Here is a 15,783-nt window from a genome sequence, read left to right as displayed (position 1 = left end):
ATAGTTATTTTATGTGATAAAATCAAGGAGAAAGCACAATTTATCTTGCCTCTAATATTATCACTTAACTATATATTGTGCTTTTCCTACCCTCCCCCGCAAAAATTGCTAGATATTGTACTTGTAAAGTTTATTTTATTTTTCACGCACAAAAAAACTTAGCATTTGATTTTAATGCTAAGTTTAATCTATTTTTTTATTTTACTTCTTCCGCTAATTTTTCAATTAATCTAAAGAAGGCCATGTTTCTTGAATTATCAGGACTATATTTAAAGATTCCAAAATCACTATAAAAGTCTTCTATCAATCCATCGTCAAGGTTTTCATAAAACCATATATCGTTTTTGTTTTCATCAAAGCGTCCCTGGAGGACATAAACCATCTGATCTCGCTTGCCATCAGTTTTTCTGATTTGATTGTAGTATTTTGAGATGACTTGGTCCATGTGCCCACGCAGGATTGTATTCCTGGATTGGTATTTGGCATCAAGTATTAAATACTTGGTGGTTTTGCCTTGGAATTTTAAAATAAAATCTGGCGAATAATAATTTCCTGTTTTGTTGAAGTTGGTAAAATTATCGTCGCCGCCACTGGTCCTCAAGAGTCCAATTTCATTTAAACTTTGATTTCTATATATCAATGGTTGGAAGTACAAGGAGAGTTTAACTCCCTCCCTTTCCCTGTAAAAGGTATTAAATAATATATTTTCATTTTGAAAGACATTGTTGACCGTTGGATAATAAAACTGCTTATCCTTGGTCTCGACTTTTACGTAGCCCATGTCTTTTAGACAATTTAATAATCTTGCCAGGCAATAATATTCATAGAGTTTATCAAGGGAATCGATATTGAAATAAAATTCGTGGTATCTGAGATTTACCTTGCGTGCATGGACCCACCTGTTCATATAAGCCCAGAAAACTGGGTTTATATAGTCGCTCATATTGGAAGTGAGTTTAAATTTGCCCTTTGACTTAAAGCGATTCCTAAGCAAGATGTTTTGCATAATCTCAATATTTTTAACTAGCCTTCTAAGCTCCATATAAACTCGGTCTATTCTTAGCTTGTAAGTGATAACTATGGGCGCACTGTAGCCCTCTGGCAGTGATTTCTTGATAGAAGTGTATTTTTTCTCCATATCTTTTGTAATGGTCAGAATTTTCTTGTAGAGTTTTTTGCTGGCGACCGTAAGTTCATTTAAAAACTCCATTATTTCCAAGCGTTCTTTTTCAACTTTTGGACCGCGAGTTAAATTTGATCCCAAAAAGTCGCTGGTCAAAATCCTCCGCCTGGCCGATATTATTTGCTCACTTGCAGAAAAATCCCTTTCATACATGGCCTTGTGCTTATTATAGGTTTTTATAATATTTGAAACGAGGTTGTTGTAAAGACCAAGTGTTATTGTGTCCTCCTCGTAACTCGTATCAATCTGCCGGCTGAGGCCGTGTTCACCGGAAATGTAATAGATCATATCGTCTACATTTTTCTGGTCGTCATTGGTCTTGGTGGTTACCAGGACCTTGTCACTTGAATAAAAATCATCAGTGTCATCATCATAGATCAAACGGACTCTAAGCCTAACGCTATCAATCATCATCAAAAATGGATATGACCTGTCTTTTTCATTTGATCCCTTGTAGACGACCTTGAAATCGTATCTGTCATTGGATTTTTCTATTAATTCTAGGCTGCCAATTTCCTCTTCGTCAATATAAAATTCGCCCGATACAATTTCTTTTGCCGAATAAATTACAAAGTTGATTGAATAGTAGCCGTTTTCAAATACTACTCCGTTTGTATACCTGTCCCTGCCAAAGCCGTTGTTCAAATTGATGGAGTTTTCAGTGTTTGTGTTATAGCATTTAAGCTGCAAATAACTATTGATACTACCACCCCCTAGAAGCTTACAGATATATCTTCAATAAAGTTATCATACATATCCTTGTAGGCTACAAGGCATTCTTCTAGTTTTGGCATCTCTTTTACCTCTTGCAAGAGTCCATCAATAAGTCTCTTGTTGATGCTGGTAGAAATTCTGGATGGGAGCATAAATTGTAATACTGCCATTTCAAGTGCCAGGTATTTGAATTCATTTATATTTGTTTTGAGTAGGGGTGTGATTGAAGAAATAAACTGCCTAGTCCTCATTATGGTTCTAGGGCTAAGGGGTGAGCCATATCTCCTCAATACATTAGAAATATTAGCTAGCTTGTTTTCAACATCTGGACTAATATTATCATGCTTGGCTTGTAAGCCTAGTATATCTGAAAGTTTAACAACGCCTCTGGGGCTCATGTCGTCCATGTCTTTTTGATAGAAGTTTTTGCTCTCATACTTTGCTTCGACTGTTGCCGTCTTGTCATAAAAACGAGAAGTTAGTTCCAAGCTGGTGTGGTCTTTTTGCAAGGTTGTAAAAAACCGCATATTATGTTTTAATTGAATTTCCTTGCCACCACCAAGATTTAAATAATCTTTAGATCCTATCTCGTGTTCTAAAAAGCTGGCCATATAGTGTTCTGGCATTGATAAGTTTGCGTTATCAAAGAGCACAATATGTGGCAGGTTTCCATCGCAAGTCTTGTCCATCATATCTAATAATCTCTTGTTGTTAGCGGTGAGCTCTCCAGAAACAGGATTGTAAAAACCAATTAGGTCTCTGGAGCTCCTGATATCTGGATCAATATTTACTTTTATAAATAAACCGTTTTCTTCGCTTAAACCCAAGGCTCTGGCAAAGGTGCTAACCATTGAGGTCTTGCCTGATCCAGTCTTGCCATTGATATTGGTTATATAGGACATGCCAAAGAGGACCAAGAGGTTGGCGACCATATTCCTCGAAATATTATAGTTATATTCAAAATTCATCATGTAGTAAACATAATTTACCAGATCTTCTTTTGAATTAAAGCTGGCCAATTCAAATTCTTTCTTCTCAGTGGAATCAAAGTTTTTGAGGCCTTTTAAAGTGGACATAAAATCATCCATGCCATCTTTTCTCAAATCCTTAGCGATTACTCGACCAATATTTTTGTACTCGTCTACAGAATCTTTTAGCTCGGTCACGACTTCGTCTTGAATGGTCTTTAGCTTTTCAAGCTCTGCCTTGTTTTCTTGAATTGTTTCTTCCAAACAATTTTTTTCAGCGGCCAGGTCATTTACATAACCCATGAGCCTGAGTTCTTCGTGTCTTTCTTCCAATTCTTTTTCTATAGACGCAATTTTTTCATTAAGTTCTTTGGCCAATTCTTCGTTCTCTTTGATCAAAAATTCTCTGGAATCTTTAGCATCTATACTTAGCTTATTTACCTCATCTTGTAAGGCGTCTTTTTCTCTTTCTAGCTCAGATATTTTTTCTCTAACTTCAATAAAAATAGTTAATCTGTCTTCAATTTCTTCAAAATTATTGTCCAAAATTAGCCTGATTACATAGTCCTTGAGCTTGTCATCCTTGAGCAAGAATGTAGCTATTTTAAACAGGAAATCAGTCCCCATTTCAGATTGCTTAATAATATTGCGGAAACGCTCAACCCTGTCCTGGCTAGCATTTGGATAAGTAACATTGTTTATAGAAGTTAAGAGGGCTTTTTTTAGAGCGTTTACATCAGCGCTATTAATATTTTCTTCGCGTTCAAAAACACTTAAGACAGTTTCTATTAGCATCTCATCTGAGATAAAATCTTGGACTTTGAGTTTGTCCTTATTTTCATCCAAAAAGTTTTTACAAGTTAAAAATACGCCGTTTTCTGCCCTGTCTCCAACCTTGAAAACAAACTTGTTTAAAATAAATTCCTCATCTATAAATAAATTGTAATCGTATTCACCAACAGCAGCCAGTTCAACCGTATTATCATTTACAAAATAAGTAAAAGGACCACAAATTCCATCCCTAGCCTTTATAAAAATTTGATCTGTATAAATTTTTTCTAAAACATAATCAAGTTTTCTATTTTCTATAATTGTTTCTAAAGAATCTTCGCTATTAATAACCTGTATAAAATTATCGTTTTTAAATCTTTCTAGCCAAACTTCACTTGAATCATCCCCATAAGATGGATTAAATTTCATCCTATAAAAATTGTTTTGTTGATTGGTGTCAACTTCTGGTTCAAAATTAATCCTAATTGAAACCAAATGTGTTAGTTTGTCAACAATTTCTTCGGCTGAAAATCCTCCTTGTATGCGGACTTCAAAACTTCCAAGTTGGGGAAAATCCTCTGGATTAACTGGTAAGACTTCCCCATCACTTAAAATAAAACGCGGATAAACATAGCAAACCCTATTAATGCTATTTGAATATTCTCCGTGGGAATAATTTTCGTTGTAATAAATCCAACCTAAAAGTTCCTTTCCAACATAATCACAAATGCTCATAAAAATCACCTATCCTAAAATTTTGTTTCTTAAAATAAATATAATAATTGTAAAAATTGGCAAAAATAAAAGCCAATAGCTGTTTGTTCTCTTTCTGTCAAAGTCTTCGTCATAAAAATATACAAATAAATTTGCAAGAACCGAAGATCCCTGAGGGAACATGCTAATGGCACCAAAAATAGCCTGACTTGACCTTACTGGATCAAAATAGGCTAGAGAAATAATATAAATGGAAAGTGAAATTGCATAATTCACTCCTAAAAATATTGAAATAAAGAGAAGGCTAAATGTTAATAGCAGCCTATAGGCCCAAGCCTTACCATTCCTTTTTACCATCGTCCAAACGTAAAAAAACGGAATCGATAAGAGGACCATAAATACTTCAGAAAATTCTCCGAAGTAAAATTGCTTAAAGTTAAAATAATGGTAAAAGCCTTCAGCAAAAATAATGACAAAAAGAACTGGCCACAGATTAAGCTTGCCATTGTAGATGCATAAAAATATGCAAAATATTGCCATAGGTATGCAAATTCTGCCAATAAATTCACATATTAGTGAAAATTTTTGACTACCTATAAACTTGATGAAACCCGAGTAAGTAAAACCAGGTTCAGCTAACATTCTCTCTTCTGCAAGGCTCCTATAAATTGTGGCATCATGTACAAAATATCTAGAAAAAATATAGATAATACTCAGGGCAAAAAATGTCCAAAAAATATTTTGGTAAGTGAAAAATTTCTTAGGAGCTTCCTTAGGCTTATAAATATTATAATTCATACTACTCATCCTTACTGTGATCTTTGATAATACCCCTTAGAACTTTATGTCTGTTATAAAGTTCAGAATTTACAACATCTTTTTTGTGGTTTTTAACCATCTCATTGTCTATTGATTTCTCAAGGTATTTGGCCCCGCCAATAAAGGCTAACATTAATAAATGAGTGTATGAAGTTTTAATAGAAGGTTCAGATAAGGCTCCGGTAAGCTCAACAAAAAAGTTTACATTTAAAATATTATTATAACCGATAACCATTACAGCTATTGATCCTACATATAAAGCGGATGCGAGTATAATCTTGAATATATTTCCCCCAACTCGAGGGCTAACTAATAATTTAAATACACTAACAAAGGCATAGGCGCCTAAAAAAAATAAATAAACAATCAAAAAGTTAAATAAACGTCCATACATTTTAATCCTATGAACTGCTTCTCCAGTAAGTTCATTAGAAGATAATTGTCTAACATTATCTACTCTAACGACCTCCATATAAATAGCAATTATACAAAAAATAATAAATAAAGCTATCCATAGGCCTTTAAATAATTTTTTAAATTTCATAATATCTCCAATATAACAGGACTAGCCTGTATTTTTTTAAAAATTAAGGGGAGAGGCTAAGCCCACTCCCCTTTTTTAAATAAATTTTTATTTTAGTTTCTTTCTCATTTCTTCAAGTTCAGCTTCATTTGCTAGAACAAAGTGTCCTGGCTTAATTTCTGTCCATGATGGCTTATCAACTTCATAGTTGTGCATTGATGGATCATAAGTCAAGTGGTGTCTGCCCTTTTCAATTCTAGGATCTGGAATTGGAATAGCTGATAGTAGAGCTTGTGTATATGGGTGAAGTGGGTTTCTGTAAAGTTCATCACTTTCTGCAAGTTCAACTAGCTTACCATAATACATAACACCAATTCTATCTGAGAAGTACTTAACAACTGATAAGTCGTGAGCAATAAATAAGATTGTTAGACCTAGTTTACGCTTAATTGAGTTCAGTAGGTTAAGAACTTGAGCTTGAATTGATACGTCAAGAGCAGATACAGGTTCGTCAGCAATAACGAAGTCTGGATTTGTAATCAAAGCTCTAGCAACACCAATTCTTTGTCTTTGTCCACCTGAGAATTCGTGTGGATATCTGTTGGCATGTTCTGATGTCAAGCCAACAGTTTCTAGCATTTGATATACAAGTTCATTCATTTCATGTTCTGAAGATGTTAAGTTGTTGATCCTTAAACCTTCACCAATAATTTCCTTAACGGTCATTCTTGGGTTAATAGAAGCAATTGGGTCTTGGAAGATCATAGACATTGATTGGTTAACTTCACGTTTTTCTTTTTTGTTTAGTTTACCAGATATATCCTTGCCCTTATATATAATTTCACCTTCAGTTGGTTCATAAAGTCTGATAATGGTTCTACCTGTTGTAGTCTTACCACAGCCAGATTCACCAACTAGACCAAAGCTTTCACCCTTGTATATATCAAAGCTAACATCATCGATAGCCTTAACAATCATCTTGTTTTTACCGCGACCTGATTTGAAGTATTGCTTCAAGTTTCTTACGCTTAAGATTGGTTCTTCTTCAGAAGTAGCAATGTGTTTACTTACACTTTCATAAGATTCACTTCTAACTTTGTTTCTAAATGTGTTAAAGTCAATTTCTGGAGCATCAGGGTGTAACAACCAAGTTGAAGCCCAGTGACCCTCATTAACATCAAACATAGGTGGTTGTTGTTCAAGGTCGATCTTCATAGCGAATTGGTTTCTAGGCGCAAATGCATCTCCTACTGGAGGATAAAGCATGTTTGGTGGTGCACCTGGAATTGTATAAAGTTCATGATTTGAGTCTGTTTCTAGGTCAGGCATAGCTGATAATAGAGCCATTGTATATGGGTGTCTTGGTTTTTCAAAGATATCATATACTGTACCGTATTCTACAACCTTACCTGCGTACATAACAGCAACTTTGTCTGCTAGGTTAGCAACAACACCAAGGTCGTGAGTAATAAAGATTACACCGATATTTCTTTCTTTTTGAATTTCTTGAATTAATTCAAGAATCTTAGCTTGAACTGTAACGTCCAGAGCTGTTGTAGGTTCGTCACAAATTAGAAGTTCAGGGTCACAAGCAAGAGCTGTTGCAATAACAATTCTTTGTCTCATACCACCTGAGAATTGGAATGGGAATTGTGTATATCTAACTTCTGGGTTTGTAATACCAACTGCATCCAATAATTTAATAGCTTTTTGTTTAGCTTCTTCTTTAGATGTGCCGTGTTTAATTCTAGCTGCTTCGGTAATTTGTTTACCTATTCTCATAACAGGGTCAAGAGATGATAATGGATCTTGGAAGATCATAGCGATTTCGTCACCACGAATTACACTCATTTCTTTTTCTGTAATCTTTAGTAGGTCTTTACCCTTATATAAGATTTCCCCGCTTTCAACATTAGCGTTTTTAGCAAGTATTCTCATTATAGCTCTAGCAGTAACACTCTTACCACTTCCACTTTCACCAACGATTGCAAGAGTTTCACCGTTGTCAACATCAAAGTTAACTCCTCTTACAGCGTGAACTTTCCCTGAATAGGTATTAAATGTTACATATAGATTTTTTACATCAAGTAATTTTGTTTTATCTGTCATTTTATCCTCCTATTCGATACCACGTAATGTTGGGTCAAATGCGTCTCTTAAACCATTACCCATCAAGTTAAATGCAATCATCATAATTGAGATAACTAGTGAAGGGAAAACAGTTAAGTGTGGAAATTCGAGTAGAACTTTTTGTCCGTCTGCTAACAATACACCGATTGAAGATTCTGGAGCTTGAATACCTAGACCGATATAAGCTAGGAAAGATTCACTGAATATAGCTCCCGGAATTTCAAGTGCAGCCATTGTGATAATGATACCAATAGCATTTGGTAGAATGTGTCTAAAAATAAGTGTTCTATCGCTTGCACCAAGAGTTCTGGATGCAAGTACGTATTCCATTTCCTTGTATTTTAAGAATTGTGCACGAATCATACGGCTCATTCCAATCCAACCTGTCATACACATAGCAAGAGCTAGCGGAACAATACCAGGTCCATAGTAGAATACAAAGAGAATAACAATAACTAGATAAGGTACACCGCCAAGTATTTCGATTATACGTTGCATAAGAAGGTCTACCCAACCGCCATAATAACCGGAAACAGCACCGTATACGATACCTACAAAAATATTAACAGCCATAGCAATTAGAGAGATTAGGAATGAAACTCTAAGACCTCTCCATAGCCTTGTCCATAAGTCACGTCCTAAATAGTCAGAACCGAACCAGTAATAAACTGAAGTTGGCTTTGGTTCTAATTTTGGATTTTCAATTTCTACTTGTTTATATTGGTCATACTTTATTGTAGACATTGGGACACCCATAATTTCACGAGTGCTTACTGTGCTAACATAAGAATCCTTATACTTTTCTTCAATAGAAGTTTCTCTAACTTCCTTCTTCTTAATACCAGAGAAGAAGTCAGAATTTGCCCAAGAAATTCTTGGAGTCATATTGGTCATCTTAACATTTTGTTCGTCGTATGTGAACTTACCAAGTGATGGACCAATGATAGCCATAACAGCTAAGATCGCTATAATAATAAAACTTACTAGAGCAGCCTTGTTTTTTCTAAAACGGATCATAGCGTCCTTGAAGAAACCAATAGCTTCACCCTTTATAGCTTCGTCATGAATTTTTTCATCAAAGTGAACATATTCAAATTTTTCTTTTGGAATATCTAAACTTGGATCAAGATTTACATTTTTGATATCAGCCATTAATCTCTACCTCCTAGTCTAATTCTTGGGTCAATAATACCATAGCTCAAGTCAACAATTAAAATTGTAATCAAGCTAAGTAGTGAGAACCAGAACAATACTCCGATTGCAAGTGGGAAGTCGTGAGCGTTAATAGCGTCAACCATAACATTACCCATACCTGGAATTGAGAAGATCTTTTCAATAACAAGTGATCCACCCATGATTTGGATAAACATTGGGATAATGATGTTTGCAAGTGGAATAAATGAGTTCCTTAAAGCGTGTCTTGTTGTAGCTTGTACTTGGCTTAAACCTTTTGATTTTGCAAGTAACATGTATTCTGAGTTTAGAGCCTCAGTGAGCTCGGCTCTTGTATAACGTGCAACACCAGCGATTGAACCGAATGATAGTGCCAAAATTGGTAGAATCATTGAGTGGAATTTAGTCCATGTTAGGTTCTTTTCAGGAGTTGTAATTATAGGGAACCATCCAAGTTTAAATGCTAAGAAATATTGCATAAGTGTAGCGAATATAAAACTTGGAACTGAAATAAATAATATTATGAAAAATGAAATAACTTGGTCAGCAAGTTTGTTTTTTCGTATAGCTGCCCATATACCCAATATCATAGCTATAGGCATTGTAAAAATAAGTGAAAAAATATTAAGTTGCATTGAAACCGGAATCTTGGTTGCAAGAACTTCATTTACGGGAACTTTTGGATTAATAACTAGTGAAATTCCAAAGTCACCTCTAACAAAATCTTTTAAAAAATATCCATATTGTACCATCAAAGATTCATTCAAGTGATATTTATCTTCCATGGCTCTCTTAACTTCTGCCGGCAATTTATTATCTTGAATAAAGCTTCCTGGCATAGAGTGCATAACGAAAAAACTTAGTGATATGATGAAAAACAAGGTTATCGCCATAAGTACTAGTCTTCTTGCGGTATATCTGATCACGCTCTTCTCTCCTTTCTCGTATATATTTGAAGAAAGGGGAAGAGCTCCCCTTTCTTAATCAAATATAATAATTTTTAACTATTTATTAGTTAACTGGTAGTGGATCAAGTGGTGCTTGGTATGAAGCAAATCCAACGCCTGGGATCCATTGTCTGGTTAATAGGTGAATTCTGTCTGAATATAGAACAGCACTTCTTCCTTGGTAAATTGGAATTACTGGGAGTGCATCTAATAGCATTTTTTCCATTTCAGCTAGAGCTTCGATTCTCTTTTGAGTATCAAAGATTAAGTCGCCTTTAACTGTTCTTCTGTATAGTTCGTCAAATTCGTCTGAATAGAATTGGTCTGTCTTGATACCGAAGTCTTGTGTGTAAACTTCCATTGAGCTCCATGGGTTAAAGAGTCCGCCTGCCCATCCGCCAAATCCTAGGTCATAGTCGCCTTGTTCCATCTTGTCGTAAACGTTGTTCCAAGGAACTGCACGTAGTTGGATGTCAAGTCTGTCTGGTCCGAATAATGATTCATATTCTTTTTCTAGGTATTCAGCCATCTTCTTCATGTTGTCTGAGTTTTCAAAGTACATCATTTCAGCAACCATTTGCTTCTTACCAAATGCTTCGTAAGCTTTGTCAAAGTATTCAACAGCCTTTTCTGGATCGTATCCATAGTTAGGAGCTTCAATAGCTTTAGCTTCCGGAGTATCTCTGTAGAGTTCACCCTTTAGAGCGTCAGCAGTCTTAATTGTAGCAACGATTGTTGAGCTTGGGATACCGATCTTGTAAATATCATTAACGATTGATTCACGGTTCATACCATAGAACATAGCTCTTCTGAAGTTAATGTCTGTTAAGAATTCTTTGCCTGGTTTGTCAGATGTCATGTTGATGTTCATCATCCAAACTGTTTCTCTTTCGTTAAATACTAGACGTGGGTCTTCTTCGTATTTGGTGTAGTTGTCACCTGATAAACCAGCTGAGTCTGTTTCACCATTTTCGAATAATTGAAGGTTTGTATTTTGATCTTCAACAACTCTTGATTTGATAACATCTGCTGTCCAGTATTCTGGAAGTGGATATTTATCGTTTCTGTGGTATTCGTAGTATTGGTCTCTTGTCCATTCTGTCATAACATAAGGACCAGTAAAGTCAAGCATTTCAAGGCTTGTACCATAAGTTGTTTCTGTTCTGTCAGCGTTCATACCTTTTTCGTAGAGTTCTTCTCTAACTGGTGATTTAGGTCCGTTTGTAAAGCTTAGCCAGAAGTCAACTTCTGGAATAGCAAAAGCTAGGTCGACTTCGATTGTTAGTGGGTCTGGGAACTTAAGTCCAACTTCTTCCCATTTAGCTCCACCTTCAGCTAAATCTTCTTCGTTAACTTCAACATAGTTTGCTTGAAGTTTGTCGTTTCTTTCGTCGTATTCAGCTTGTTTCTTATCTTTTTCTTCACCGTCTGCCATAGCTTCGATTTCTTTTTTGAGTTCTTCTAGAGCAGCTTCTTCTTCTTTTTGTTTTTGAAGCTTAATGTTGTCTTCTGCAGTACCCATCCAATATTTCTTAGCGTTAACTACTTCTGTATCTCCGAAGAAGCTGTCAGCACCTCTGTGGTTCTTTAGCTTTGGATCAAGTAGCATCTTCCATGAATATTCAAATGTGCTTGAATCGATAGGTGTTCCGTCTGGCCATTGTAGATTGTCTCTTAATTTAAATGTCCAGTGTAAACCGTCTTCTGAGTGAGTTGGCATTTCTGCTGCTAGTTCTGGAACGAATTTAAATGTGTCGTTTTCTTCATCATAGTAAACGCCAATAAGTCCAGCTAGTGTAAATTGGAAAATGTCTGATTCAGCTGATGTTTGGTAAACGTGTTGGTTTAGAGTAGCGATCTTTGATCCTGAAACTCTTCTAACAAGTTCACCTGATTTATCATCTGGTTCTGTTTCGTCTTTTTTGTCATCTGTCTTTTCGTCTGTCTTTGATGTGTCTTCTGTGGCAGGTTTTGTTTCTTCTGCTGGCGCATCTTTTTTGCCGCAGGCTACCATGAATGACATAACCATCATTGCTGCTATTAGGATAGCTAATAGTCTTTTGTTCATAAAATCCTCCTTTGTTTTGTGGTTTTACCAAATATTCATATCTATCAGATATGATACATATATAATAACACATTGTAATTATTTTGTAAAGGGTATTTTGTGCGAAAATCGTATGTTCTTTACTATTTTGTTAACTATTTATGGATAAGTGTTGCGATTATTCCTTTTCCCAAAAAATATTTTTTTCGAATTTTTTTATAAAATTTGATTTATATACAAAAAACGAGTCGTTTTATCTACGACTCGCTTCATTTATCAGGATATCTAGATGTTAATCTTTTTGTCTAGTATATATGTTGTGCCTGTTACAAATAAGGCTCCACAAATAATGTCGAAGATTACAACCCTCCACATATTATAATCATAATAGACTCCAAAGACATTTACTACTGGTCCAAAAGGTCTGAGGATGTATGGGCTGGCTAAAAATGATCTTAAATAATTTACTGCTATTAATAATAAGATAAAAATTGGAATCCACAATAGACCTAGCTTTTTGTTATTAAAAGTTACCTTGCTCAAAGAAATTGCAAAGTAACAGACACTCATTATAAATGTTGCTTCAACTCCGGTTATAAAAATGTTTCTAATAATATCTGAAAAACCAGAGAATGATTCCATCAACACTTCTGCAGCTTGTCCTGAATCAAAGATTAGGTAAGAAAAAGCTATATTGTAATAAAATCCCACAAGCATTGACAGCATGCTCCATATAAAGACAATAAAGAGCTTACTTAAAATCATTTTGTACATGCTTTGAGGAACTGAGAAGGTCAAATATCCCCTGTCTTCATTTAACTCATTTGAAAACATCCTTACGCTATAGATAATAAAGCCTATTACTACTGATACTATAACGAGAGCGCTGGCAATTACTATTATTCCCTTTAGTGCAACAGGCATATCAAGGCCAGAAGCCTTGAGTTCATTGCTTTGTTGGAAGAAAAATATTTGAATAAATGTCGACCCTATTATGCCTCCTAAGATAAAGCCCAAGAGGGTTTTATAGCTGCCCTTAAAATCGTATTTTAAAAATTTAAACATTAGATTTGCCCCCTATAAAGTTCTTTAAAAGTTTCTTCTATGCTCATGCCTCTTTCATTTCTAATCTCCTCTGCATTGCCTGAGAGAATTGCTCTTCCATCGCTTAAGAATACACACCTATCAAAGATATTTTCTATGTCTCTGACGAGTTGAGTTGTGATGATAATTGTCTTTTTATCATAGGCCCTATCTATAATAGAATCCAAGATCATGTCCCTTGCAAGTGGGTCAACACCACCAATGGGTTCGTCAAGTACATAGAGCTTGGCTTCGCGGGAAAAACAAAGGGCTACATTTAATTTTTCCTGCATACCCTTGGATAGGCTTGATATCTTTTGATTTATATCCAGATTCATTACCTCCATCATCTTTACAAAGCTCTGCTCGTTAAAATCTGGAAAGAAGTCCCTGTAAAAATCTCTAGCGTTACTTATCTTCATCCACTTATATAGGAAGTTTCTATCTGGTAAATATGAAACCATGCCCTTAGTTTTTATGCCGGGTTCTTCACCACAAATTGTAATTTCACCTGAAGTTTTTTTGTGCATGCCTGCTATAATCTTTAAAAAAGTGGTTTTGCCGCTGCCATTTGGTCCAAGGACTCCAAGGACTTCACCCTTTTGCAATTCCAAAGTCAAATTGTCCAAGGCGGTCTTGGATCCATATTTTTTTGTAAGATTAGTCGTTCTTAGAATTGTCGTCATCTGTCTTCTCCTTAACTAATTCAATTAATCTTTGCTTATCTATGCCAAGCATTTCAAACTCTGTTATTGTATCTGAAACCCTAGACCCTATATACTTGTCCACGGTTTCCTCTATCATGTCTTTATCTTCTACTATATATGTCCCCATGCCCCGCCTGGTCTCCAGGATTCCTTGGGCTTCAAGATCTGTCAGCGATTTGCTTACCGTGTTGGCATTTATTTTAAAATCCTTTGCCAGATCTTTGATCGAAGGAATCTTGTCTCCGGGCTTATAATCGCAAAGGATTATTTTTTTGATTATGGCGTCTTGGACTTGGACATAGATAGGAATTCTATCTGTAAAATCCATTAATATCTCTTCCTTTTTTTGCTAATTAAACTTATTGCATTAAATACAACAAAGTTCAATACTATCATCATTGTAAAATACTTCCAGTCCATTTCAAAGTTATCATGTTCAATATATGATGCAAGATTTGAAAAATTATACATAGGGTTTAACTTGAAAACATGCTTGCAAAGCTTACCCAAAAATGTATCATACTCCATAAAAACAGTCATTATTTGTGGTATCAATAGATACATCAAGAAGGATAACATACTTGCAACACCAGATTTGCCAGATACATTGTAAATCATATAAGTCCCACAATTCATTGCAAAAACTGCAAGGGTTATGCAAAATACAGCTATCAGCATTTCATTGAAATCCATGCTACGATTTACTGGGTCAACCTTAAATAAGAGCGAGGATAAGTAGACCAGAATGGTTAAGCCTACAGCCTTAACTATTGTAGAAAGAGTTGCTACAGCCAGGTCTCCCCATATAATATTTGATCTCTTATAGCCCTTTTGTACATAATTCTTCTCTTCAAAATCTTTTTTAAAGCTGGCCCCCATAATTAATATGGATATAAAGACAGCCATTTGACTTAGCATTTGTGCAATACCAAAATAAAAATTATCCCTAAACGGAACTTCGTCAAAAGACTTCATCGAAATTACTGTGAGTCCTATAGCTAGCACTCCTAGAATCCACATTATCCAATTGTTTGAAGTTTTTCTGGTCCTATAGACCTCTGCTTTTATATAGTCAAACATTATTTTTCCTCCAATCTTTCAAGATAATATTCTTCCAAAGACTCTTTCTTACGGGCATACTCGATGATTTCAATTTCATTTTCAGTCATGAGTTTTAAAAGCCTGGAAGTTTTTATATCACCTTCTAATACAAGACCATTTTCTTCCTTAAAATTAATATTTTCTTTTGACAAAACTTCTTTGGCCTTTTCATTATTATCCGTTGAGAGGCTTGTGACATATTTTGTCATTTGATTTTTTGCTGAGTGATTTTCTATAACGTCAATCACTTGGCCTTTTTCTATAATGGCAATATTGTCGCAGAGATTTTCAACTTCGCTCAAGATATGAGAGCTGATGATAATGGTCTTACCTTGGTCATAGACCAGACTCTTAAATAAGTTTCTCATCTCTACAATGCCCTCTGGGTCAATGCCGTTAATCGGCTCATCCAAGACAAGTAAATCCGGGTCACCAATCAAGGCTAAGGCAATGCCCAGGCGTTGCTTCATACCAAGTGAATAATTTTTATATTTTTTATCCTTGGCTTCAGATAATTTTAAAAGTTGCAAGAGCTTAAGAACTTCTGCTGAATCATTAATGCCAAAGGCCTTGGAAAAATACATAAGATTTTGATAACCCGTTAGGTTTTTAAAAAATCCTGGTTCTTCTATTAAGGCTCCAGTTTTTCTCCTGCCCTCAGCAAGGTCGTCGGCCTCAAACATTTTAATCTCTCCGCTTGATCCTGGCAGTAAACCCAGCAAACATTTCATAAGAGTTGTCTTGCCAGCTCCATTCTTTCCTACTAAACCATAAATTTGATTGCTCTTAACATCGATCGATACATCTTTGACCGCGTAAAAGTCTTTGAACTTCATGGTTAAATTTTTTGTATTAATTATATCCATCAAGATTCTCCTTTCATGTCGTCCCTAGTGAACTAGT

General features: G+C 35.3%; 13 protein-coding genes. All 13 read right to left on the bottom strand.

All coding sequences use genetic code 11. The features are described from left to right. Positions 1-196: 196 nt before the first annotated feature. The 13 genes from AC6FXG_RS00765 to AC6FXG_RS00705 all read right to left on the bottom strand — a co-directional run bounded on the left by AC6FXG_RS00765 (position 197) and on the right by AC6FXG_RS00705 (position 15,746). The gene (locus tag AC6FXG_RS00765) at positions 197-1,828 is read right to left on the bottom strand and encodes a hypothetical protein (protein ID WP_500571170.1); all 1,632 of its coding nucleotides are present in this window, start codon (positions 1,826-1,828) and stop codon (positions 197-199) included. Between the two features lie 68 nt (positions 1,829-1,896). Continuing rightward, positions 1,897-4,371, bottom strand: coding sequence for a hypothetical protein (locus AC6FXG_RS00760; RefSeq protein WP_500571169.1), 2,475 nt, complete (start codon positions 4,369-4,371; stop codon positions 1,897-1,899). 9 nt (positions 4,372-4,380) lie between these two features. Further along, entirely contained in the window at positions 4,381-5,148 is a 768-nt protein-coding gene (locus AC6FXG_RS00755; protein ID WP_500571168.1) for a hypothetical protein, read from the bottom strand. 1 nt (position 5,149) lies between these two features. Then, positions 5,150-5,713, bottom strand: coding sequence for a hypothetical protein (locus AC6FXG_RS00750; RefSeq protein ID WP_500571167.1), 564 nt, complete (start codon positions 5,711-5,713; stop codon positions 5,150-5,152). Between the two features lie 87 nt (positions 5,714-5,800). After that, entirely contained in the window at positions 5,801-7,801 is a 2,001-nt protein-coding gene (locus tag AC6FXG_RS00745; RefSeq protein WP_500571166.1) for an ABC transporter ATP-binding protein, read from the bottom strand. Positions 7,802-7,810: 9 nt separating this feature from the next. Further along, entirely contained in the window at positions 7,811-8,974 is a 1,164-nt protein-coding gene (locus tag AC6FXG_RS00740; protein ID WP_500571165.1) for an ABC transporter permease, read from the bottom strand. Then, positions 8,974-9,921: an ABC transporter permease gene (locus AC6FXG_RS00735; protein WP_500571164.1), complete on the bottom strand. Its 948-nt coding sequence runs from the start codon at positions 9,919-9,921 to the stop codon at positions 8,974-8,976. Before AC6FXG_RS00735 ends, AC6FXG_RS00740 begins: the two co-directional genes overlap by 1 nt. Positions 9,922-10,006: 85 nt before the next feature. Then, positions 10,007-12,010, bottom strand: a complete 2,004-nt coding sequence (locus AC6FXG_RS00730; protein ID WP_500571163.1) for a peptide ABC transporter substrate-binding protein — start codon at positions 12,008-12,010, stop codon at positions 10,007-10,009. Between the two features lie 264 nt (positions 12,011-12,274). Next, complete coding sequence (locus tag AC6FXG_RS00725; protein WP_500571162.1) at positions 12,275-13,054, bottom strand: hypothetical protein; 780 nt, start codon at positions 13,052-13,054, stop codon at positions 12,275-12,277. Then, a complete protein-coding gene (locus AC6FXG_RS00720; RefSeq protein ID WP_500571161.1) occupies positions 13,054-13,758 on the bottom strand; it encodes an ABC transporter ATP-binding protein in 705 nt (234 codons plus the stop codon). Before AC6FXG_RS00720 ends, AC6FXG_RS00725 begins: the two co-directional genes overlap by 1 nt. Then, on the bottom strand, positions 13,733-14,107 hold the full coding sequence (locus AC6FXG_RS00715; RefSeq protein WP_500571160.1) for a GntR family transcriptional regulator: 375 nt from the start codon (positions 14,105-14,107) through the stop codon (positions 13,733-13,735). Before AC6FXG_RS00715 ends, AC6FXG_RS00720 begins: the two co-directional genes overlap by 26 nt. Further along, positions 14,107-14,859: a hypothetical protein gene (locus AC6FXG_RS00710; protein WP_500571159.1), complete on the bottom strand. Its 753-nt coding sequence runs from the start codon at positions 14,857-14,859 to the stop codon at positions 14,107-14,109. Before AC6FXG_RS00710 ends, AC6FXG_RS00715 begins: the two co-directional genes overlap by 1 nt. Beyond that, the gene (locus tag AC6FXG_RS00705; protein WP_500571158.1) at positions 14,859-15,746 is read right to left on the bottom strand and encodes an ABC transporter ATP-binding protein; all 888 of its coding nucleotides are present in this window, start codon (positions 15,744-15,746) and stop codon (positions 14,859-14,861) included. The genes AC6FXG_RS00710 and AC6FXG_RS00705 overlap by 1 nt, the downstream gene beginning before the upstream one ends. Positions 15,747-15,783: the final 37 nt, after the last annotated feature.

This window comes from Ezakiella massiliensis, assembly GCF_059862345.1.
This window is presented reverse-complemented; position numbering and strand designations above follow the sequence as displayed.